The organism is Pseudomonas sp. AU12215, from assembly GCF_001675465.2.
Lineage (GTDB): Bacteria > Pseudomonadota > Gammaproteobacteria > Pseudomonadales > Pseudomonadaceae > Pseudomonas > Pseudomonas nitroreducens.
The window spans coordinates 1-19,895 of the sequence record NZ_MACM02000056.1 but is presented as its reverse complement, the minus strand read 5'-3'; the positions used below and the strand labels follow the sequence as shown (position 1 = coordinate 19,895).

Genomic DNA, 19,895 nt, shown 5'->3' with positions numbered 1-19,895 from the left:
TGATGCCGCCCCGCCGGGAGGATCAGGCGCGCTCGGTCGCCTGCTGCTCGTCCACGTCGCCTTCGGCCATGCAGGCCGCGGCGGTGAACAGCACGTCGGTGGAAGAGTTCAGCGCGGTTTCGGCCGAGTCCTGGAGGATGCCGATGATGAAGCCGACCGCCACCACCTGCATCGCCACCTCGCTGGAGATGCCGAACAGGCCGCAGGCCAGCGGGATCAGCAGCAGCGAGCCGCCGGCCACGCCGGAAGCGCCGCAGGCGCAGACCGAGGCGACCACGCTGAGCAGAATGGCGGTGGGCAGGTCCACGGCGATGCCGAGGGTATGCACAGCCGCCAGGGTCAGCACGCTGATGGTGATGGCGGCGCCGGCCATGTTGATGGTCGCGCCCAGCGGGATCGACACCGAGTAGGTGTCCTCGTGCAGGCCCAGGCGCTCGCACAGTTGCAGGTTGACCGGGATGTTGGCCGCCGAGCTGCGCGTGAAGAAGGCGGTGATGCCGCTCTCGCGCAGGCACATCAGCACCAGCGGGTAAGGGTTGCGACGGATCTTGGCGAAGACGATCAGCGGGTTGACCACCAGCGCCACGAACAGCATGCAGCCCAGCAGCACGGCCAGCAGGTGCAGGTAGCCGAGCAAGGCGTCGAAGCCGGATTCGGCGATGGTGCCGGCCACCAGGCCGAAGATGCCCAGCGGGGCGAAGGCGATGACGACACGAACGATCAGGGTGACGCCGTTGGCCATGTCATCCAGCAGGTCGCGGGTGGTCTGGCGGGCGTGGCGCAGGGCAATCCCCAGGCCGATGGCCCAGGCCAGGATGGCGATGAAGTCCGCCTCCAGCAGCGCCTTCACCGGGTTGGTGGTGACGCTGAACAGCAGCGAGCGCAGCACTTCGCCAATACCGCCGGGCGGTGCCAGTTCGCTGCTGGGCGCATGCAGTACCAGGTTCGACGGGAAGGCGAAGCTGGCGATCACCGCGACCACCGCGGCGGAGAAGGTGCCGATCAGGTAGAGCACCAGGATCGGCCGGATGTGGGTGCGCTGGCCCTGCTTGTGGTTGGCGATGGAGGCCATCACCAGTACCAGCACCAGGATCGGCGCCACGGCCTTCAGCGCGGAGATGAACAGCTTGCCGAGCAGGCCGACCGCCTGTGCGCCTTGCGGCCAGAGCAGGGCGAGGGCGATGCCGCAGAGCATGCCGATGAAGATCCGCAGGACCAGGCTGGTGCCCTTGAGCCGCTGCAGGAGGGTGGGAGTGGGAAGCGTCATGACATCGTTCGCTGCGTGAATGAGGGGACGCACCCGTGGCCGGATGCGCAAGGGCGCGGATTATGCCGTCTGGAGTCGGCAAATGCGCGGCTACCCGTCGATTGATCGGTCAGGTTGTGCTTCTTCAGGTGTCAGGTCGCAGTCTGGACGGCTGCGCGCGCGCCGGCATTGATCCATGCCGGTCGCCTTGGCAATAACGGGAATTCAGCGCAGGTCGGCGAAGGTTTCCGGGTCCAGGTCGACGGCGGCGACCCGTTGCACGGCGCCACGCATGGTGACCTGAAAGTCATCAGCGACACGGATTTCCAGGCGGCCGCCAGCCAGGTGCAGGTCGATGTGCTCATCGCACAGCCCCAGCCGGCGGGCCACTGCGGCCGCCGCGCAACTGCTGGTGCCGGAGGACAGCGTATAGCCGGCGCCGCGCTCCCAGATTTCGACGCGCAGCGCGTCGCGGGCGAGCCACTGGACGAACTGCACGTTGCTGCGCCGGGGGAACAGCGGATGATTTTCCAGCAGCGGACCGAGGCGGCGTGCCAGTTCGGGGCTGGTCTGTTCGACGAAGACCACGCAGTGCGGATTACCCATGGAAACGGCGTTGATCTCCAGCGCGACGCCGTCGATTTCCAGTGGATAGCCCAGCGCCTCGGGGGCATCGACCCGCACCGGAATCCTTGCGCAGGCGAACTCGGCGCGGCCCATGGATACCTCGACGGTGCGACCCTCGTCGAATACCTGGCTGGTGACCGTACCGCCGGCGGTGACGACGTCGAACGGCTGGTCTGCGACCAATCCGCAATCCCACAGGTAGCGGGAGAAAATGCGCAGGCCGTTGCCGCTCTTTTCCGCTTCCGAGCCGTCCGGATTGAGGATGCGCAGGCCGAAGGCGCTGTCGCTGTGATTCGCCAGCAGGATGCCGTCGGAGCCGATGCCGAAGTGGCGGTCGCAGACCCGGCCGATCTGCGCCGGCGTCAGGGTAAAGGGCGCTTTGCCGGCGTACACCAGATAGTCATTGCCCAGTGCCTGGTATTTCACGAAGTGCATGGTCGCGGTCCGTCGCCAGTGGAAAGCTCCGACTATACACGCGGCCCGGTGTGTTCCGTGCCCTGGCTCAGTAGCGCATCCAGCACGCGCTGGCCGAGAATCACCAGCCAGCAGGCGAGGATGAAGGGCGCGGTGAAGGCGGGCAGGCCGACCAGCGCGAAGCAGGGTTGCAGCAGCACCGCCAGGAGGATGCCGCACAGTGGCGCCAGGGGGCTGCGGAAGCGCAGCGACAGGGCGATCCCGGCCAGCGCGCCGTTCAGCCCCAGCAGTCCGGCCTGAGCGGAGGCGGCCGGCAGGCCGAACAGTGGCGCGATGGCCAAGGCGCCCGCGGCGCCGAGCAGCGCCCAGAACGCGGCGCGACGATCCGCCAGCAGCAGGCCGAGGGCGATGGTCAGGCCGGCGAGCGGTTCACCGAGGAAGATCACCTCGCCGAAGCCCTGCGTCGTCGAGTCCAGCAACGGGTTCACCGTGCCGCAGGACAGGCAGGCGGTCGCGGCCGCCGGCGCGAAGCCAAGGGCCTTGCCCAGCGTCACCGACACCCAGCCCAGCAGCACGAAGGACGAGGTATAGGCCGGCAGGCCGAAGCGCTGGCGTGACTGCCGCAATAGCACGGCCTGCACCGCCACCGAGGTGAGGATGGCGGCGATGGTCAGCATCACCAGCCCCAGCGACCACTGGAATACGAAGGGCAGCAGCAGGCCGATGAGGATCGGGTTGTAGTCGTGCAGGCCGGCGTCGATGTCCGCCTGCGGCTCGCGCACGAAGCGCGCGGTGAGCGGGCCGAGCAGGGCGCCCAGCACGGCGCCGGGCAGCAGCTGCGGTGCGGACCAGGCGATGGTCAGCAGCAGGATCAGGCCGAAGCGTGCGTCAGCCTGCAGGTAGATCTGGCCGAAGCCGATCAGCCGGGTGCGCAGCGGATGTTTCCTGGAGAGAGGATTCAGGTGCATGTGGGTACAGGGCAGGTTAAATGAGGCTCCGCAGCGCTTCGCTAGGTGTGGAGCATCGAGGCCCCATCGACGAGCAGTGCGTGAGCATTCTGTGACGCCGCCATACGGGGCCGCGCCACGGGGTTGGAAAAAGAAAAGAGGCTGCCGGCGGGATCGCCGCCAACAGCCTCAAAGTTCCATGGCCAGCATTGGGAGTTGCTGCGTGGGGGCCATGGACCGACAAGCATTCGGTGCTCATGTTTCTGCTGCTGAAGCACTCAGTAGCAAGGTCAAACCCGGACGGACGGGGACGCGGCCCCGTATTCCCGGCCCCGTCCGTCCGGGAGTGACTCGGTGCGGAGGCACGCGCGTTGGCGTGGCTCCTGAACTCGGTTGCCCTCTCCCCAGCCCTCTCCCGCAAGCGGGAGAGGGGGCTTGAGCGGCAGAAGGCGGAACACCGGAGTCACTGGCGGCGCCGAACTGCCCCCTCTCCCTTCAGGGAGAGGGTTGGGGAGAGGGGCTCTCAGGCTTGCATCAAACTTCCAGCGCCGGCGCCACCGTTTCGATCCGCAGCATGTTGGTGCTGCCCGGCTGGCCGAAGGGCACGCCGGCGGTGATCACCACGGTGTCGCCACGGCGCGCCATGCGCTGGGCCAGGGCGATGTCCAGGGCGGTGGAGCAGATCTCGTCGACGTGGGCGAGCTGCGCGTTGACCACCGAATGGACGCCCCAGGCCACGGTCAGGCGGCGGGCGGATTTGAGTTGCGGCGTCAGGCTGAGGATCGGTGCCTTGGGCCGCTCGCGGGAGGCGCGCAGGGTCGAGGCACCGGACTCGGTGTAGTTCACCAGCACGGCCACCGGCAGGATGCGGCTGATCCGGCGGATCGCGCAGCTGATGGCGTCGGAGACGGTGGCGTCCGGTTCCGGGCGGTTGATCTCCAGCGTCGCCTGGTAGTCCGGCTCGGCTTCGACCTGGCGGATGATCTTCGCCATCATCTCCACGGCCTCGCGCGGATACTGGCCCGAGGCGCTTTCGGCGCTGAGCATCACGCAGTCGGCGCCTTCGCTGACGGCATTGGCAACGTCGGTCACCTCGGCACGGGTCGGCGCCGGGGAGAAGCGCATGGATTCGAGCATCTGCGTCGCCACCACTACCGGGCGGCCGAGCTGGCGGCAGACCTGGATGATGCGCTTCTGGATGCCCGGCACGCTCTCGGCCGGCATCTCCACGCCGAGGTCGCCACGGGCGACCATGATCGCGTCGGACAGGCGGGCGATGGCTTCGATGGACTGCACCGCCGAAGGCTTCTCGATCTTGGCCATGAGGAAGGCCTTGTCGCCGATCAGCGCGCGGGCTTCCTCGATGTCTTCGGGGCGTTGCACAAAGGACAGCGCCACCCAGTCCACGCCCAGCTCCAGGCCGAACGTAAGATCTCGGCGGTCCTTGGCGGTCAGCGGGCTGAGCTTGAGCACAGCCTCGGGGACGTTGACGCCCTTGCGGTCGGACAGCTCGCCGCTGTTCATCACGCGCGTCTCGATGGCATCGCTGTGGGCGTTGAGCACCTGCAGGCGAATCTTGCCGTCGTCGAGCAGCAGGCTCATGCCCGGTTCCAGCGCCTGGATGATTTCCGGGTGGGGCAGGGTGACGCGCTGCTGGTCTCCCGGTGCGTCGTTGAGGTCGAGGGTGAAGGTCTGGCCCTTCTCCAGCTGGACGGCGCCCTCGGCGAAACGGCCCACGCGCAGCTTCGGCCCTTGCAGGTCCATGAGGATGCCGATGGGGTAGTTCAGTTCGGCTTCCACTTCGCGCACCCAGGCGAAACGCTGGGCGTGGTCGCTGTACTCGCCGTGGCTGAAGTTCAGGCGGAACAGGTTGGCGCCGGCTTCCACCAATGCGCGGATGTCGTCGCGGCTTTTGATCGCCGGGCCCAGGGTCGCGAGGATTTTTACTTTCTTGTCAGGAGTCATAATCAGGCTCGAATCAGGTGATTTCGTGGCCGCGTTGCTGGGTCAGCGTTCGCCAGGCTAGACGCGGAATGCAGCTAATGGCGTTCCCTTCGCAAATTCCGCAACGACGCATGGCGAACGCTGACACGCAACCCGAAGGGACGGGGCCAGCTTGTCGCAGTGCAGCGTTGCTCGTCGGTCATTTGGAATCACCCAATCTCTCTCCTCGCGCCTCGCCCTGCGACAAGCTGGCCTCCGTCGCGGCCGACGAAATCACCTGATTCGAGCCTGTATTCTCGAGGACCAGGATGGCGCGGAAGTCGTTGACGTTGGTGCGGGTCGGCCTGGTGATCACCAGGTCGCCCAGTTCGGCGAAGAAGCCGTAGCCGTTGTTGTTGTCGAGCTCGTGCAGCGGGTTCAGGCCGGCCTTGGCGGCACGGCTGTAGCTGCACGGGCTCATCAGGGCACCGGCGTTGCTTTCCATGCCGTCGATGCCGTCGGTGTCCCCCGCCAGGGCCCAGATGTTCGGTTCACCTTTCAGGTCGGCGGTGAGGCTGAGGAGAAACTCGGCGTTGCGTCCGCCGCGGCCATTGCCGCGCACGGTCACGGTGGTCTCGCCACCGGAGAGGATCAGGCACGGCGCCTTCAGCGGCTGGCCGTACTTGCGAACCTGCCGGGCGATGCCGGCGTGGACCTTGGCCACTTCGCGGGACTCACCTTCCAGGTCGCCCAGGATCAGCGTCGGGATGCCAGCGGCTTCGGCCTTGGCAGCCACCGCGTCGATGGCATGCTGGGGCGTGGCGATCAGCTTGAAGTGGCTGCGCGACAGGCATTCGTCACCGGGCTTTACCGTTTCCGAACGCGGGTCTTCCAGCCACGCGCGCACGTTCGCCGGGATGTCGATGGCATAGCGCTTGAGGATAGCCAGGGCGTCGGCGGAGGTGGTCGGGTCGCCTACGGTGGGGCCGGAGGCGATCACCGTGGCCTCGTCGCCGGGCACGTCGGAAATCGCGTAGGTGTACACGCTGGCCGGCCAGCAGGCGCGGGCCAGGCGGCCGCCCTTGATGGCGGAGAGGTGTTTGCGCACGCAGTTCATTTCGCTGATGGCCGCACCGGATTTCAGCAGGGCCTTGTTCACGCTGCGCTTGTCGTCGAGGCTGATGCCTTCGGCCGGCAGGGCAAGCAGGGCAGAGCCGCCGCCGGAGAGCAGGAATATTACCCGGTCGCTTTCGGTCAGGCCGCTGATCAGTTCCAGTACGCGACGGGCAACGCGTTCGCCGGCGTCGTCCGGGACTGGGTGCGAGGCCTCCACCACTTCGATGCTGCGGCACTGCGCGCCGTAGCCGTAGGGCGCGACGACCAGGCCTTCGACCTGGCCGTTCCAGTGTTGCTCGGCGACTTCGGCCATGGCCCCGGCGGCCTTGCCGGCGCCGATGACGATGGTGCGGCCACCTTTATCGGTGGGCAGGTGCTGCGCCAGTACCTGGGCCGGATGCGCGGCGGCAATGGCGGTGTCGAACAGCTCGCGCAGGAAGGCGCGTGGGTCCAGGCTCATGACAGGCTCCCGTGATTCTTGTTGTGGTGTATCCATGGCTCAATCTCCTTGGCAAAGGAGACTCAGCGATGGATTCGAACGCCCCGGCCGGCAAGGCCGTGATTCCCAACGGCCGGGTGTTCGAGTCGCTTTGCAGCATGGCGGGCGACGCCACTCCCATAACCTCGCCCGTCACCTTGCTCTTGCTGGCGGATAACGCCGTGGCGTTATCCGCCGCCTCTCAATCCTTGCGGATGGAGAAGTTGGCCATGTGCTCCAGGCCCTTGATCAGGCCGGAGTGGTCCCAGTTGCTGCCGCCGATGGCCGCGCAGGTGCTGAACACTTGCTGGGCGTTGGCGGTGTTGGGCAGGTTCAGGCCCAGTTCGCGCGCGCCGGCCAGGGCCAGGTTGAGGTCCTTCTGGTGCAGGCTGATGCGGAAGCCCGGATCGAAGGTGCCCTTGACCATGCGGTCGCCGTGCACTTCGAGGATGCGCGAGGAGGCGAAGCCGCCCATCAGCGCTTCACGCACCTTGGCCGGGTCCGCGCCATTCTTGGCGGCGAACAGCAGGGCTTCGGCAACGGCCTGGATGTTCAGGGCGACGATGATCTGGTTGGCCACCTTGGCGGTCTGGCCATCGCCATTGCCGCCGACGCGGGTGATGTTCTTGCCCATGGCCTGGAACAGCGGCAGGGCGCGTTCGAAGGTATTCGGGCAGCCGCCGACCATGATGCTCAGGGACGCGGCCTTGGCGCCGACTTCACCGCCGGAAACCGGGGCGTCCAGGTACTGCGCGCCAGTGGCCTTGATCTTCTCGGCGAAGGTCTTGGTGGCGGTGGGGGAGATCGAGCTCATGTCGATCACCACCTTGTTCGGGCCCACGCCCTCGGCGATGCCGTCCTTGCGGAACAGCACGTCTTCGACCTGCGGGGTGTCCGGGACCATCACGATGATGAACTCGGCTTCCTGGGCCACTTCCTTGGGGTTGGCCAGGCCGATGGCGCCGGCTTCGACCAGGGCGGCAGGCGCTGCATCGTGGTGGGTGGAAACGAAGATCTGGTGACCGGCTTTCTGCAGGTTCTGCGCCATGGGCAGGCCCATGATGCCGGTGCCGATGAATCCGATTTTGGCCATGAGGAATTCTCCTGGTTGTTCTTGTTGGGCTGGCTGGCGCGGTGCGTACCCACCGCGCCAGCCGGCGAATCAGATGACGTTGTGGCTCTTCAGCCAGCCAAGGCCGGCTTCGGTGGTGGTCTTGGGCTTGTATTCGCAGCCGACCCAGCCGCGGTAACCGATGCGGTCCAGGTGATCGAACAGGAAGCGGTAGTTGATCTCGCCGGTGCCCGGCTCGTGGCGGCCGGGGTTGTCGGCCAGCTGCACGTGGTTGATCGAGGCGAGGTTCTTCTCCAGCGTCCGCGCCAGGTCACCTTCCATGATCTGCATGTGGTAGATGTCGTACTGCAGGAACAGGTTGGCGCTGCCGACCTTCTCGCGGATGTCCTGGGCCTGCTTCGTGGTCTGCAGGTAGAAGCCGGGAATGTCGAGGGTGTTGATCATTTCCATGACCAGCTTGATGCCCGCGGCTTCGAGCTTGCCCGCCGCGTACTCCAGGTTGTTCAGGAAGGTGTTTTCGATGGTCGCGCAGTCATGACCCTGCGGACGGATGCCGGCCAGGCAGTTGACCTGGGTGTTGCCCAGGACCTTGGCGTAGGCGATGGCCTTGTCGACGCCGGCGCGGAATTCCTCGACGCGGTCCGGGTGGCAGGCGATGCCGCGTTCGCCTTTCGACCAATCGCCGGCAGGCAAGTTGAACAGCACTTGCTCGAGCTGGTTGGCGTCCAGGCGGGCCTTGATCACCTCGGCCTCGACGTCATACGGGAACAGGTACTCGACACCGCTGAAACCGGCGCGTGCGGCGGCGTCGAAGCGGTCGAGGAAGTCCACCTCGGTGAACAGCATGGACAGGTTGGCGCAGAAACGGGGCATGGGGTCACTCCTGTTGAACGGGTGGTGCGTGGTGCTCGGCTTCTTCTTTAGAGAGAGCTGGGGGGTGGGGGACTCCCCGCCAGGAAATGTCCACCCCCAGCTCCTCCCCGCAGGGAGGAGTCGTTCGGTCCGACTAATCAGTCGAGCAGCGAGATGGCCGTCGGCGCGTCGACGCCTTTCAGGGCCAGCTCTTCGAACTCGTTGACCGCGTTGATCTCGGTGCCCATGGAGATGTTGGTGACACGCTCCAGGATGACCTCGACCACCACCGGTACACGGTGCTGCTGCATCAGCTCGCGGGCCTGGGCGAAGGCCGCGCCGATCTGGTTCGGGTCGGATACGCGGATCGCCTTGCAACCCAGACCTTCCACCACGGCGACGTGGTCGACGCCATAACCGTTGAGCTCCGGCGCGTTGACGTTCTCGAACGCCAGCTGCACGCAGTAGTCGATCTCGAAACCGCGCTGCGCCTGGCGGATCAGGCCCAGGTAGGAGTTGTTCACCAGCACGTGGATGTACGGCAGGTTGAACTGCGCGCCGGCGGCCAGCTCTTCGATCATGAACTGGAAGTCATAGTCGCCCGACAGTGCGACGACCTGGCGGCTCGGGTCGGCCTTGACCACGCCCAGCGCTGCCGGAATGGTCCAGCCCAGCGGGCCGGCCTGGCCGCAGTTGATCCAGTGGCGCGGCTTGTACACGTGCAGGAACTGCGCGCCGGCGATCTGTGACAGACCGATGGTGCTGACGTAGCAGGTGTCCTTGCCGAAGAACTCGTTCATCTCTTCGTAGACGCGCTGCGGCTTGACCGGCACGTTGTCGAAGTGGGTCTTGCGCTGCATGGTGCGCTTGCGCTCGCGGCAGGATTCGACCCAGGCACTGCGGTCCTTGAGCTTGCCGGCGGCTTTCCATTCGCGGGCCACTTCCAGGAACACGTCCAGGGCGGAGCCGGCGTCGGAGACGATGCCCAGGTCCGGGGTGAATACGCGGCCGATCTGGGTCGGTTCGATGTCCACGTGGACGAACTTGCGGCCAGCGGTGTAGACGTCGACCGAACCGGTGTGACGGTTGGCCCAGCGGTTGCCGATGCCGAACACCATGTCCGACTCCAGGACGGTGGCGTTGCCGTAGCGGTGCGAGGTCTGCAGGCCGCACATGCCGGCCATCAGCGGGTGATCGTCGGGGATGGTGCCCCAGCCCATCAGGGTCGGGACCACCGGCACGCCGGTCAGCTCGGCGAATTCCACCAGCTTGTCGGATGCGTCGGCGTTGATGATGCCGCCGCCGGCGCAGATCAGCGGACGCTCGGCAGCATTGAGCAGGAACAGGGCTTTTTCGGCCTGGGCGCGGGTGGCCTTGGGCTTGTTGACCGCCAGCGGCTCGTAGGCGTCGATGTCGAACTCGATCTCGGCCATCTGCACGTCGAACGGCAGGTCGATCAGCACTGGGCCGGGACGGCCGCTACGCATTTCGAAGAAGGCCTTCTGGAAGGCGTAGGGCACCTGGCCCGGCTCCAGCACGGTGGTCGCCCACTTGGTGACCGGCTTGACGATGCTGGTGATGTCCACGGCCTGGAAGTCTTCCTTGTGCATGCGCGCACGGGGAGCCTGGCCGGTGATGCAAAGAATCGGGATGGAGTCGGCGGAAGCCGAGTACAGGCCGGTGACCATGTCGGTGCCGGCCGGGCCGGAGGTGCCGATGCACACGCCGATGTTGCCGGCGTTGGTGCGGGTGTAGCCCTCGGCCATGTGCGAGGCGCCTTCCACGTGGCGGGCCAGGACGTGATCGATGCCACCGAGTTTCTTCATGGCCGCGTACATGGGGTTGATGGCGGCGCCCGGTACGCCGAAGGCGGTATCGACACCTTCGCGACGCATGACGAGTACGGCAGCCTCGATTGCTCTCATTCTGGCCATATTTTGTTCCTCGGTTCTTATACTGATTGTGTACAAAAGTTGAGGCGATTCTAGGCAGGCAACTCGGCGAAGGTCAAGACGGGTTGTATACGAGGGACTGAGCGGTCATTTTTCACTGAAAGCCTTCTGCTGCGCTGGTTTCCGAGAAAAGCTGAACGCAGGGTCAAACTATCGTTTGAAAAAATGTATACAAAAATAGATGCAGATTGTCCTTTTCAGTTGCTTTGGGTGAGACCTTCGGCTACTAGATTGCGTACAGATTTCTGATACGCGTGTGTGCAGCATTTATCGGTGCGCACAGCGTGATCCGGCTTATCACCCTTGAAGAGGAAAACCTCATGACCACCCTGAGCCTGGAAACCGCACTGGACATCACCCGTCACGCCCTGGTCGCCAGCCGCGAGCTGTCCACTGCGCCGCTGACCATCGCTGTGCTGGACGCTGGCGGGCATCTGTTGAGCCTGCAGCGCGAGGATGGCGCGAGCATGCTTCGCCCGCAGATCGCCATCGGCAAGGCGTGGGGGGCGGTGGCGCTGGGCAAGTCGTCGCGCGTGCTGGCGGCGGACGCTCAGCAGCGCCCCTCGTTCATTGCGGCAGTGAATACGCTGGCGCAGGGCAACGTGGTGCCGGCGCCGGGGGGCGTGCTGATCCGCAATTCGGCCAATGAAGTGATCGGCGCCATCGGCATCAGCGGCGATGTGTCGGATATCGATGAGCAGTGCGCTATCCGCGGCGTTCAGGCGCTGGGCCTGGTCGCGGACGCGGGCTGATCGAAGACGGGAAGGGCGCGCGTTCGTCGTGCGCCTGGGCGAACTTGTAGGAGCGAGCTTGCTCGCGAACCTCCATTAACACCGGTCGTTTCAGGTGTGAAGCGGGATCGCGAGCAAGCTCGCTCCTACGCGTTTCCGGGGTGCCAGTAGGATGGGTGGAGCGAAGCGATACCCATGCTGCAACGGTTGAAAACGCTTAGATCGAGAGCGGCCGCAAACGCCCCTGCGCCTTCGGCTCGCTGCCGTTGTCCGGCGCCGTTCCACGCAGCACCAGGCGAGTGATGGTCTCGGTGGCCGCCTCGAAATCCGCATCGCTCAGGCTGGTCTTGCCGGTGACCATGGAGATCTGCCAGTCGAAATCGGCATAGGTCTGCGTTGCCGCCCAGATGGTGAACAGCAGGTGGTGCGGGTCCACCGGTGCCAGCAGGCCGCGGTCGATCCAGCTCTGCAGGCAGGCGATATTGCGCTGGGCCTGGGCGTTCAGTTCCTCCAGGTATTCCTTGGGCAGGTGCGGTGCTCCGTGCATCAGCTCGCTGGCGAATACCTTCGAGGCGTGCGGCAACTCCTGGGAAATCTTCACCTTGGAGCGGATGTAGGCGCGCAGTGCTTCGCTCGGCTCGTCGTCCTCGCGGAACGGCGCGGACGCCTGCAGCAAGGGTTCCACCACGCTTTCCAGCACGCTGCGGTAGAGGTTTTCCTTGGACTGGAAATAGTAGTAGACGTTGGGCTTGGGCAGCCCGGCGCGAGCGGCGATGTCGCTGGTCTTGGTCGCCGCGAACCCCTTCTCGGCGAACTCCTCGCTGGCTGCGCGCAGGATCAGGCGCCGGTTACGCTCGCGAATGCTGGTCATTGGCTGGTCTTCTTTCTTGTATTGCGTGGTCACCAAATATAAGCCGGGCATGGTAGCACCGGGCTCCGGAAGCCCTCAACTCAGGCGCTTGTACGCATTTTCCTGACTCATGGGTCGGTTTTTTGTGTACAGCGGCAAGGTTCTGCGGTATTTCTAGCGCACTTTCGTTCGGCACCTGCCATCCGGAACCCCAATGTCCGATTCCCAGTTGGTCGACCCCTTCGGTCGACGCATCACCTACCTGCGCCTGTCGGTCACCGACCGCTGCGACTTCCGCTGCACCTACTGCATGAGCGAAGACATGCAGTTCCTGCCGCGCGACCAGGTATTGAGCCTGGAGGAGCTCGAAGCCGTCGCCGACGCCTTCATCGGCCTGGGTGTGAAGCGCATCCGTATCACCGGCGGCGAGCCGCTGGTGCGCAAGGGGCTGACCGGCCTGCTGGCCAGGCTGGGCGCGCGGCCGGAACTGGAAGACCTTTCCATCACCACCAATGGCTCGCAACTGCGCGAGCGCGCCGCCGAGCTGCGGGCGGCGGGTGTGCGCCGCCTGAACATCAGCCTCGACTCCCTGCGCCGCGAGCGCTTCGCCGCCTTCACCCGTTCCGACAGGCTGGAGCAGGTGCTCGACGGTATCGACGCCGCCCGCGAGGCCGGCTTCGAGCGCATCAAGCTCAATGCCGTGGTGCAGAAGGGCCGCAACGACGACGAGGTCTGCGACCTGGTGGAGTTTGCTCTGGCCAAGGCCATCGACGTCAGCTTCATCGAAGAGATGCCTCTGGGCAGCGTCAGCAGCCATGAACGCAAGCAGACGCTTTGCAGCAGCGACGAAGTCCGCGCGCAGCTCGCCGAACGCTGGCAGTTGCTGCCCACGCCCGAGCGCAGCGGCGGGCCTTCGCGCTACTACCGCATCGACGGCTACGCCAGCCGCATTGGATTCATCTCCCCCCACAGCCACAACTTCTGTGGCGACTGCAATCGGGTGCGGGTGACCGCCGAAGGCAAGCTGGTGCTCTGCCTCGGCCACGAAGGTGCGCTGGACCTGCGCCAACTGCTGCGCGAGCACCCCGGCGACAGCGTGCGCCTGCGCGAGGCGCTGATGCGCGCGCTGCAACTCAAGCCCGAACGTCACCACTTCGAAGCGGATCAGCAAGTACAGGTGCTGCGCTTCATGAGCATGACCGGCGGCTGAGTCCGCCACGGCGGGTTGCCTGACCTGCCCGATAGAACAACAACAACACGTCACAAGGAGAGTCGTTTGAAGCTCAAGGCCTTCTGCTGGGCGCTCGCCAGCATCCTGTCCCCCGTCATTTCCGCACCTGTCGTGGCGCAGACCTACGTGGTCGGCGTCGAGAACCTTCCCTTCGCTCCGCACTACAGCACCGATGCCCAGGGCAATTACCAGGGCTTCGCCCGCGATGTGCTGGATCTGTTCGCCAGCAGCAGCGGCATCAGTCTCGAGTACCGTCCGCTTCCGGTGGACGCGCTGCTGCCGGCGCTGCTTTCCGGAGAGGTCGATCTCAAGTATCCCGACAACCCCGACTGGGCTCCGGAGCAGAAGGCCGGCAAGAACCTGCGCTATAGCCAGCCGGTGACGCAGTACGTCGATGGCGTGCTGGTTGCGCCGGAGCGCCTGGGGCAGGGCATCGGCGCGCTGAAGCGGCTGGCGCTGGTGGAAGGCTGGACGCCGCGGGGCTACGAGGTGCCGATCCAGGCCGGGCAGATCAGCCTGGCGCCCAGCGCCGACCTTCGGCAGATGGTTCATACCGCGCTGAAGAGGCAGGCCGACGGCGCCTACTTCAACGTGGTGGTCGCCACTTACTACCTGGACAACATCCGCGCCAAGCCCGGTGCGCTGGTGTTCGATCCTTCGCTGCCGCATACCCGCAGCGCGTTCCACCTGTCCACGGTGAGGCAGGGCGACCTCATCCAGCGCTTCGACCGCTTCCTCGTCGACCATGCCAAGGAAGTCGCAGCGCTCAAGGCCAAGTACGGCGTCGAGGCGAGCCTGGACTCCGAGCACCTGGGCGTCGAGCAGTGGAAGGTGGATTTCCTCGAGCGGCAGAAAGCGAAACAGAAGTCGCCCTGATCCTCCATCTTCCCTAGAATCGCCGCTGTCGTTTGCGCGCCAGCCGTAGGGAGGATGAAGTGCGCCGCGCTTTGTTCATCTGTAGCCGCAACCGCTTGCGCAGTCCCACTGCCGAAGCTGTCTTCGCCAACTGGCCGGAGGTCGAGACCGACTCCGCTGGGCTGGCGCAGGACGCGGAGGTTCTGCTGGGCGTCGAGCAGTTGGAGTGGGCTGATCTGGTGTTCGTCATGGAGCGCAGGCAGCGACAGGCGCTGCTGCGCCGATTCCCCATGGCGATGCGTGGCAAGCGCCTGGTATGCCTGGATATCCCCGATGACTACGACTACCAGCAACCGGAGCTGGTGCGGATACTCGAGCACAAGGTCGGGCCATTCCTGCGGCAGGCGCAGGCGTGAGCGAAGTTCGCATTGCGCTCCGGGATGCAGTGCTGGTCTGCCCGGGATTCCGTATCCAGGCCCAGCCCGAGCCTTCGCTGGAGATCGATGGCGACCTGCTCTGGGCGCTGGAGCAGCCGCAATGGTGCGAGCTGGCCGTGTTGCTGGAAGAGCGCGACGGCGCGTTGTGGATTGTGCCGGTGCCGCTTGCGCAGCAGGCGGGGTTCGATCCGCAGCGGGTGATCGGCTGGCGTGATGAGCCTGTGCGCATCATGCAGCCCGAAGGTGTGGAGGATGCCGAGGCCGCCATCCATTGGTGGCGCGGCGGGGCGGTCGAGGACGTGCGCGGGCGCGTCAGTCATCATCCCTGGGGGCGCCTGCTGCGTCTTGAGGGGCCGGGGATCGGCCCCGAGCACATTCTCTTTCCCCGTGGGCACGGCTGCGTCTACCTCGGCCATCTGGACACGGACTGGCGCCGGCTGCGGATCGAGCCGACTTCCTGATTTCGGCGCACCCCAAGATTTCCGGAACCGAAGCGCAGCGGTCGCAGCCTAAATCTGCACTGTCCCAGCGAGGTGCTCCGCATGGCCACCGAAAAACCGCCCGCTCGCGGCGCATCCCAGTCGCGGCCGCGTAGCAAAGGCAGCGACTCTGCCGCAACGCGCAAGACCGCACCAGGCACCCAGGCCAGGGAATCGAAGGCGGGCAGTGATACCGCGGACGATCTCTCTGCCGAAGAGCGTCGCAAGGTCGAGAAGAGCCAGCCGCCGCGCGCACTGGTGTTGCACGAAGTCATACGCTTGCAAGGCAACCACGAACTGGAGCGCACCCTGGCGGCGCTCTGGTGGTCGGCGCTGGCCGCCGGCCTGACCATCGGCTTGTCGCTGATGGCCATGGGGCTGTTCCGCGCGCGTCTGCCCGATCACGACATGGCAGTGATCACCACCAGCCTCGGGTATCCGGTGGGCTTTCTGGCAATCATTCTTGCGCGCCAGCAACTGTTCACCGAGAACACCCTGACGGCGGTATTGCCGGTCATGAGCGAGCCGACGCTGGAGAAGTTCGGGCAGCTCCTGCGGCTGTGGTCGGTAGTGTTGGCGGGCAACATCGTCGGTGCGCTGCTGTTCGCCTACGGCATGCTGCACTTGCCGATCTTCGATACCAAGGTGGATCAGGCTTTCCTGGAGATCGGCCGCGAGGTCATGGAGAACGACCATTGGCAGATGTTTTCCAAGGGCATCGTCTCTGGCTGGATGATCGCCACCATGGTCTGGCTGGTGCCGGCGGCGGAGAACGCCAAGGTGTGGATCATTTTCCTGGTCACCTACCTGATGGCGCTGGGCAGTTTCAGCCACATCGTGGTCGGCACCTGCGAAGTGGGTTACCTGATGTTTGCCGGGGAGGTCGGGCTGGCGGCGTTCGTCGTCGACTTCGCGTTGCCCACGCTGGTGGGCAATATCGTCGGCGGCAGCCTGATCTTTGCCTTGATGAGCCACGCCCAGGTTCGCAGCGATACCTCATCGCCGCCGGAAAAAGTCCCGAAAAAGAAAACGGCGCCCTGAGGCGCCGTTTTTCTTCGTGCGGTTTGAAGCGAGGCGTCAGATACCCAGCTTGTCGCGCATGGTGTAGTACCAGGCGCCGATCGCGGAGAACGGAACCTGGAACATGCGACCACCCGGGAAGGGGTAGTGCGGCAGGGTGGCGAAGGCGTCGAAACGTTCGGCCTGGCCACGCAGCACCTCGGCCAGCAGTTTGCCTGCCAGGTGGGTGTAGGTCACGCCGTGGCCGGAGCAGCCCTGGGAGTAATAGATGTTGTCGCCGATGCGGCCAACCTGCGGCAGACGCGAGAGGGTCAGCAGGAAGTTGCCGGTCCAGGCGAAGTCGATCTTCACGTCCTTCAGCTGCGGGAAGACCTTCAGCATCTTCGGACGAATGATCGCCTCGATGTTCGACGGATCGCGCGCACCGTAGACCACGCCGCCACCGAAGATCAGGCGGTTGTCGCCGGTCAGGCGGTAGTAGTCGAGCAGGTAGTTGCAGTCCTCGACGCAGTAGTCGGTCGGCAGCAGGGACTTGGCCAGGTCGGCGCTCAGCGGCTCGGTGGTGATCACCTGGGTGCCGCACGGCATGGACTTGGAAGCCAGCTCCGGCACCAGGCCGCCGAGGTAGGCGTTACCGGCTACCACGATAAACTTGGCTTTCACGCGGCCCTTCGGGGTGTGCACGACCGGGTTGGCGCCACGGTCGATCTTCACGGCAGGGGACTGCTCGTGGATCACGCCGCCCAGGGATTCCACGGCTGCGGCTTCGCCCAGGGCGAGGTTCAGCGGGTGGATGTGGCCGCCGCTCATGTCGAGCATGCCGCCGACATAGCTGTCGGTGCCCACGACTTCGCGGATGCGCTTGGCGTCCATCAGTTCCAGCTGGGTGTGGCCGAAACGCTCCCACAGCTTTTTCTGCGACTCCAGGTGGCCCATCTGCTTGGCGCTGAGGGCTGCGAACACGCCGCCGTCCTTCAGGTCGCACTGGATGTTGTACTTGGCGATACGCTCGCGAATGATGCGGCCGCCTTCGAAGGCCATGTCGCCCAGCAGCTTGGCCTGCTTGGCGCCAACGGAGCGCTCGATGACGTCGATGTCGCGGCTATAGCTATTGACGATCTGGCCGCCGTTACGGCCCGACGCACCGAAGCCAACCTTGGCGGCTTCCAGTACGGTGACCTTGAAACCGTTTTCCAGCAGGAACAGGGCGGTCGACAGGCCGGTGTAGCCAGCGCCGATCACGCAGACATCGGTTTCCACCTCGCCCTGCAGTTCAGGACGGGCCGGGACCGGGTTGGCCGAAGCTGCGTAATAGGAAGAGGGGTAGGAAGTGTGCGGCATAATGCACCTGTGTTTGTTATTTTTTACGAGATGTGCGGATGCTACCTGAGTCGAATCTGGCCGGCTAGTGCCCGTGCAAAATAATTTACGGACGGTCGAACATAAAAAAATTCACTTTTTCAGTGGCTTAGCTGAAAAAAGTGCTTGACCGGTGAAAACGATCGCGTAGAATGCGCCCCACACGACAGGCACATAGCTCAGTTGGTTAGAGCACCACCTTGACATGGTGGGGGTCGTTGGTTCGAGTCCAATTGTGCCTACCAAGCATAATCGCTTCGGCGATTTCAGAAAGGGCGATCCGAAAGGATCGCCCTTTTTGTTTGTCTTCAGGAAAGTGGCTTCTCTGCAGGGGTGGTGGCGCGCCTGCTATGTTTTCTCCTGGCTGATGGTCGGAGGTGGTGATGCTCGGTCTGCGATCCTGGTTGTTGTTCGGTGCGCTCTTGGTGCCGTTGCCGGCGCTGGCGGAAATGCAGGTCATCTGGCCGCAGGGTTGGGAAGTGTCGCGCTCGCCGGTTGATGCGGCAGCGGACGCGCCAGTGATTCGTCAACGCGGCGTGCGCTTGGCTGAAGACGGTTCTCAAGACCTGGTCATGGAGGTCACGCGCAGTCGGCTCGGCTCCGGCGTCAGGGTCAGTGCCGAGAATGTCATCGTCGAGATGCGCAAGGCGTTGCAGAAGGACTTCATGCGCCAGGGCTTCCAGGCGGCTTGCAGCAAGCCGTTGGATACCCTGCTTGGTGGTCTTGAGGGTCTGGAGGTGCATTGCGGGATCAGCCAGAATGGCACTGAAGTGCTCAAGCAGACCGTGCAGGTGGCGCTGGGTGATGGTGCGGCCTATTCATTGACCTATGCGGCGCCTGCGCAGCGCTATGCGGAATTGCTGCAGGAGATCGAGACGGTGAAGGCGGGCATCAGCCTGCGCTGACTTCTTCCTTTATATGGATGGCAGAAAAGCAAAAGCCCCGCTCATGCGGGGCTTTTTCGATTCCGGGCTCAGGCAGCGATGGTGGCTTGCACTCGCTGGATCACCGCGTTCAGCGGCGCCTCGCCCTGGTATTGCTGGGGGTAGAGGCGTTCGGTGTGCTTGGCGATGCCATGCTCGTTGACCAGGGTGAAGCTGAAGCCATGCTTGCGCTTGGCCTGGATGACGCAGTTCAGAGGGGCGAAGGCCGCCGAGAGGGTGCCAATCGCCTCCAGGATTTGCGGGGAGGTTTTCATTGTCTTGTCTTTCCAAATAGGTAACGGTCCTATGACCGTCGAAATCGTCAAAAGCTCCGGTTGCGATCTGAGAATGCAGAAAACGTATGACCGGAATATGGCAGCGATTGGAAACTTGGGGGTCGGTTCGCGTCAGTCTGCGGTGTTGGGTAATTGCAGGTGATTTGACGTGGGGCGCTGGTCGCTCGGGCAAGCTTTCCTGGCACGGTTGGCGTGCTCTGGAATCGATGCGGAGGATGCGCTGGCCGTGGCCCTGTGGACCCCAGCTTCTGCCCTGGATCAGGTAGGGAGTGCTGGGAGGGGCGACCTTGGGTTTGGTTTTCGCTGAGGGGATTATAAGGATTTCTGCTAACGATGGCTAGTTTTTATACAGCCGCCGGTCAGTTCCTTCTGGGAAGGTGAGAGATTCCGCGGAGCGGGAGCGCTCCGCGGAACAATCGGACTCACTGCAGCCAGGATTCCACGGTGTCGCCACCGTACTGTTGTTTCCAGGCTTTCAGGGTCTTGTGGTTGCCGCCCTTGGTCTCGATGGTCTCGCCATTGTGCGGGTTCTTGTAGATCTTCAGTTGGCGAGTGCGGCGCGCCGGCTGTGCGGCTGCGGGCTCGGTGGAAGTCTGCGGGTCGAGAATCTCGATGACGTTGCGCAGGTTCATGCCGTACTGGTCCATCAAGGCTTGCAGTTGATCCTTGAACTCCAGTTCCTTTTTCAGGCCGCCATCGCTCTTGAGTTTCTCGAGCAGGGCGAGTTGTTCCTGGAGTTTGCGCTCGGCTTCGCGGAATTCCGCAAGTTTGGACATCTGGGTGCTCCCGTATGTAGGGTGATTTGTACGGGGCGATTCTGTGTTCTGGTGATTGTTCGCGTCAACTGAATATATGAATTGTTGCGATTGGGAAAACACACTTTAAATGTAATCAGCGGATGAAGGGTTGGTGGATTAATTGAGTGATTGGGGGCGGCCGCAAAAACTGAGTGCAACACCCGACCATTTCGGTAAGGTGTTGCCCCATGTCCTATCACGAACTCAGCGCCACAGAGCGCGTCACGATCCAGATCGGCCTGTGCAATGGCTTCAGCCAGCGCAGGCTTGCCCGGCTGATGAACCGCAGC

At 64.5% G+C, this 19,895-nt stretch carries 20 protein-coding genes and 1 tRNA gene; 9 read left to right on the top strand and 12 right to left on the bottom strand.

Annotated features, from left to right (window positions below):
* Window positions 1-22 precede the first annotated feature (22 nt).
* The 8 genes from sstT to gcl form a co-directional block, all read right to left on the bottom strand.
* On the bottom strand, window positions 23-1,267 hold the full coding sequence (sstT, locus tag A9513_RS13225) for a serine/threonine transporter SstT (protein WP_037013914.1): 1,245 nt from the start codon (window positions 1,265-1,267) through the stop codon (window positions 23-25).
* 204 nt (window positions 1,268-1,471) lie between these two features.
* Complete coding sequence (gene dapF, locus A9513_RS13220; protein ID WP_024763146.1) at window positions 1,472-2,308, bottom strand: diaminopimelate epimerase; 837 nt, start codon at window positions 2,306-2,308, stop codon at window positions 1,472-1,474.
* 32 nt (window positions 2,309-2,340) lie between these two features.
* Window positions 2,341-3,255, bottom strand: a complete 915-nt coding sequence (locus A9513_RS13215; RefSeq protein WP_065084986.1) for an urea transporter — start codon at window positions 3,253-3,255, stop codon at window positions 2,341-2,343.
* A gap of 513 nt (window positions 3,256-3,768) precedes the next feature.
* Window positions 3,769-5,199: a pyruvate kinase gene (pyk, locus tag A9513_RS13210; RefSeq protein ID WP_024763148.1), complete on the bottom strand. Its 1,431-nt coding sequence runs from the start codon at window positions 5,197-5,199 to the stop codon at window positions 3,769-3,771.
* Window positions 5,200-5,377: 178 nt separating this feature from the next.
* On the bottom strand, window positions 5,378-6,733 hold the full coding sequence (locus A9513_RS13205) for a glycerate kinase (RefSeq protein WP_255302851.1): 1,356 nt from the start codon (window positions 6,731-6,733) through the stop codon (window positions 5,378-5,380).
* A 220-nt stretch (window positions 6,734-6,953) separates the two neighbouring features.
* Window positions 6,954-7,844 (bottom strand): 2-hydroxy-3-oxopropionate reductase, encoded by an 891-nt coding sequence (locus tag A9513_RS13200; protein WP_024763150.1) that lies wholly within the window; start codon window positions 7,842-7,844, stop codon window positions 6,954-6,956.
* A 69-nt stretch (window positions 7,845-7,913) separates the two neighbouring features.
* On the bottom strand, window positions 7,914-8,696 hold the full coding sequence (gene hyi, locus A9513_RS13195) for a hydroxypyruvate isomerase (protein ID WP_065084985.1): 783 nt from the start codon (window positions 8,694-8,696) through the stop codon (window positions 7,914-7,916).
* A gap of 137 nt (window positions 8,697-8,833) precedes the next feature.
* Window positions 8,834-10,609, bottom strand: coding sequence for a glyoxylate carboligase (gene gcl, locus A9513_RS13190; protein WP_065084984.1), 1,776 nt, complete (start codon window positions 10,607-10,609; stop codon window positions 8,834-8,836).
* 338 nt (window positions 10,610-10,947) lie between these two features.
* Here gcl and A9513_RS13185 point away from each other — a divergent pair, with 338 nt between their 5' ends.
* Window positions 10,948-11,379: a heme-binding protein gene (locus A9513_RS13185; RefSeq protein WP_024763153.1), complete on the top strand. Its 432-nt coding sequence runs from the start codon at window positions 10,948-10,950 to the stop codon at window positions 11,377-11,379.
* A gap of 196 nt (window positions 11,380-11,575) precedes the next feature.
* Here A9513_RS13185 and A9513_RS13180 read toward each other — a convergent pair whose 3' ends face one another.
* The gene (locus A9513_RS13180) at window positions 11,576-12,229 is read right to left on the bottom strand and encodes a TetR/AcrR family transcriptional regulator (protein WP_037017082.1); all 654 of its coding nucleotides are present in this window, start codon (window positions 12,227-12,229) and stop codon (window positions 11,576-11,578) included.
* Window positions 12,230-12,422: 193 nt separating this feature from the next.
* On the opposite strand from A9513_RS13180, the gene moaA reads away from it, so the two are divergent.
* The 5 genes from moaA (at window position 12,423) to A9513_RS13155 (ending at window position 16,251) form a co-directional block, all read left to right on the top strand.
* On the top strand, window positions 12,423-13,418 hold the full coding sequence (gene moaA / locus A9513_RS13175) for a GTP 3',8-cyclase MoaA (protein WP_065084983.1): 996 nt from the start codon (window positions 12,423-12,425) through the stop codon (window positions 13,416-13,418).
* Between the two features lie 66 nt (window positions 13,419-13,484).
* Window positions 13,485-14,315 carry an ABC transporter substrate-binding protein gene (locus A9513_RS13170; protein ID WP_065084982.1) on the top strand — a complete coding sequence of 277 codons (831 nt, stop codon included), beginning with the start codon at window positions 13,485-13,487 and terminating at the stop codon, window positions 14,313-14,315.
* Between the two features lie 59 nt (window positions 14,316-14,374).
* On the top strand, window positions 14,375-14,710 hold the full coding sequence (locus tag A9513_RS13165) for a low molecular weight protein tyrosine phosphatase family protein (protein WP_065084981.1): 336 nt from the start codon (window positions 14,375-14,377) through the stop codon (window positions 14,708-14,710).
* On the top strand, window positions 14,707-15,192 hold the full coding sequence (locus A9513_RS13160; RefSeq protein ID WP_037017080.1) for a hypothetical protein: 486 nt from the start codon (window positions 14,707-14,709) through the stop codon (window positions 15,190-15,192). Before A9513_RS13165 ends, A9513_RS13160 begins: the two co-directional genes overlap by 4 nt.
* Before the next feature lie 81 nt (window positions 15,193-15,273).
* The gene (locus A9513_RS13155) at window positions 15,274-16,251 is read left to right on the top strand and encodes a formate/nitrite transporter family protein (protein WP_065084980.1); all 978 of its coding nucleotides are present in this window, start codon (window positions 15,274-15,276) and stop codon (window positions 16,249-16,251) included.
* A gap of 36 nt (window positions 16,252-16,287) precedes the next feature.
* On the opposite strand, the gene A9513_RS13150 is transcribed toward A9513_RS13155, so the two are convergent.
* A complete protein-coding gene (locus A9513_RS13150) occupies window positions 16,288-17,571 on the bottom strand; it encodes an FAD-binding oxidoreductase (protein WP_054911130.1) in 1,284 nt (427 codons plus the stop codon).
* A gap of 186 nt (window positions 17,572-17,757) precedes the next feature.
* On the opposite strand from A9513_RS13150, the gene A9513_RS13145 reads away from it, so the two are divergent.
* Together A9513_RS13145 and A9513_RS13140 are read left to right on the top strand one after the other, a co-directional pair.
* A tRNA-Val gene (locus tag A9513_RS13145) sits at window positions 17,758-17,834 on the top strand.
* Between the two features lie 138 nt (window positions 17,835-17,972).
* On the top strand, window positions 17,973-18,494 hold the full coding sequence (locus A9513_RS13140) for a DUF4946 domain-containing protein (RefSeq protein ID WP_024763160.1): 522 nt from the start codon (window positions 17,973-17,975) through the stop codon (window positions 18,492-18,494).
* Window positions 18,495-18,562: 68 nt separating this feature from the next.
* Here A9513_RS13140 and A9513_RS13135 read toward each other — a convergent pair whose 3' ends face one another.
* Both A9513_RS13135 and A9513_RS13130 read right to left on the bottom strand, forming a co-directional pair.
* Window positions 18,563-18,787, bottom strand: a complete 225-nt coding sequence (locus A9513_RS13135; protein WP_017516486.1) for a hypothetical protein — start codon at window positions 18,785-18,787, stop codon at window positions 18,563-18,565.
* Window positions 18,788-19,230: 443 nt separating this feature from the next.
* Window positions 19,231-19,584: a histone-like nucleoid-structuring protein, MvaT/MvaU family gene (locus tag A9513_RS13130; protein ID WP_024763161.1), complete on the bottom strand. Its 354-nt coding sequence runs from the start codon at window positions 19,582-19,584 to the stop codon at window positions 19,231-19,233.
* Window positions 19,585-19,793: 209 nt separating this feature from the next.
* Here A9513_RS13130 and A9513_RS34835 point away from each other — a divergent pair.
* Window positions 19,794-19,895, top strand: a 102-nt coding sequence (locus A9513_RS34835; protein ID WP_141678385.1) for a helix-turn-helix domain-containing protein, incomplete at its 3' end; no start/stop codon positions are given.

What these genes read in the sequence shown, in the direction of transcription:
- sstT (WP_037013914.1), bottom strand. Translation starts at nt 1,267, where the DNA reads ATGACGCTTCCCACTCCCACCCTCCTGCAGCGGCTCAAGGGCACCAGC.
- dapF (WP_024763146.1), bottom strand. Translation starts at nt 2,308, where the DNA reads ATGCACTTCGTGAAATACCAGGCACTGGGCAATGACTATCTGGTGTAC.
- A9513_RS13215 (WP_065084986.1), bottom strand. Translation starts at nt 3,255, where the DNA reads ATGCACCTGAATCCTCTCTCCAGGAAACATCCGCTGCGCACCCGGCTG.
- pyk (WP_024763148.1), bottom strand. Translation starts at nt 5,199, where the DNA reads ATGACTCCTGACAAGAAAGTAAAAATCCTCGCGACCCTGGGCCCGGCG.
- A9513_RS13205 (WP_255302851.1), bottom strand. Translation starts at nt 6,733, where the DNA reads ATGAGCCTGGACCCACGCGCCTTCCTGCGCGAGCTGTTCGACACCGCC.
- A9513_RS13200 (WP_024763150.1), bottom strand. Translation starts at nt 7,844, where the DNA reads ATGGCCAAAATCGGATTCATCGGCACCGGCATCATGGGCCTGCCCATG.
- hyi (WP_065084985.1), bottom strand. Translation starts at nt 8,696, where the DNA reads ATGCCCCGTTTCTGCGCCAACCTGTCCATGCTGTTCACCGAGGTGGAC.
- gcl (WP_065084984.1), bottom strand. Translation starts at nt 10,609, where the DNA reads ATGGCCAGAATGAGAGCAATCGAGGCTGCCGTACTCGTCATGCGTCGC.
- A9513_RS13185 (WP_024763153.1), top strand. Translation starts at nt 10,948, where the DNA reads ATGACCACCCTGAGCCTGGAAACCGCACTGGACATCACCCGTCACGCC.
- A9513_RS13180 (WP_037017082.1), bottom strand. Translation starts at nt 12,229, where the DNA reads ATGACCAGCATTCGCGAGCGTAACCGGCGCCTGATCCTGCGCGCAGCC.
- moaA (WP_065084983.1), top strand. Translation starts at nt 12,423, where the DNA reads ATGTCCGATTCCCAGTTGGTCGACCCCTTCGGTCGACGCATCACCTAC.
- A9513_RS13155 (WP_065084980.1), top strand. Translation starts at nt 15,274, where the DNA reads ATGGCCACCGAAAAACCGCCCGCTCGCGGCGCATCCCAGTCGCGGCCG.
- A9513_RS13150 (WP_054911130.1), bottom strand. Translation starts at nt 17,571, where the DNA reads ATGCCGCACACTTCCTACCCCTCTTCCTATTACGCAGCTTCGGCCAAC.
- A9513_RS13140 (WP_024763160.1), top strand. Translation starts at nt 17,973, where the DNA reads ATGCTCGGTCTGCGATCCTGGTTGTTGTTCGGTGCGCTCTTGGTGCCG.
- A9513_RS13135 (WP_017516486.1), bottom strand. Translation starts at nt 18,787, where the DNA reads ATGAAAACCTCCCCGCAAATCCTGGAGGCGATTGGCACCCTCTCGGCG.
- A9513_RS13130 (WP_024763161.1), bottom strand. Translation starts at nt 19,584, where the DNA reads ATGTCCAAACTTGCGGAATTCCGCGAAGCCGAGCGCAAACTCCAGGAA.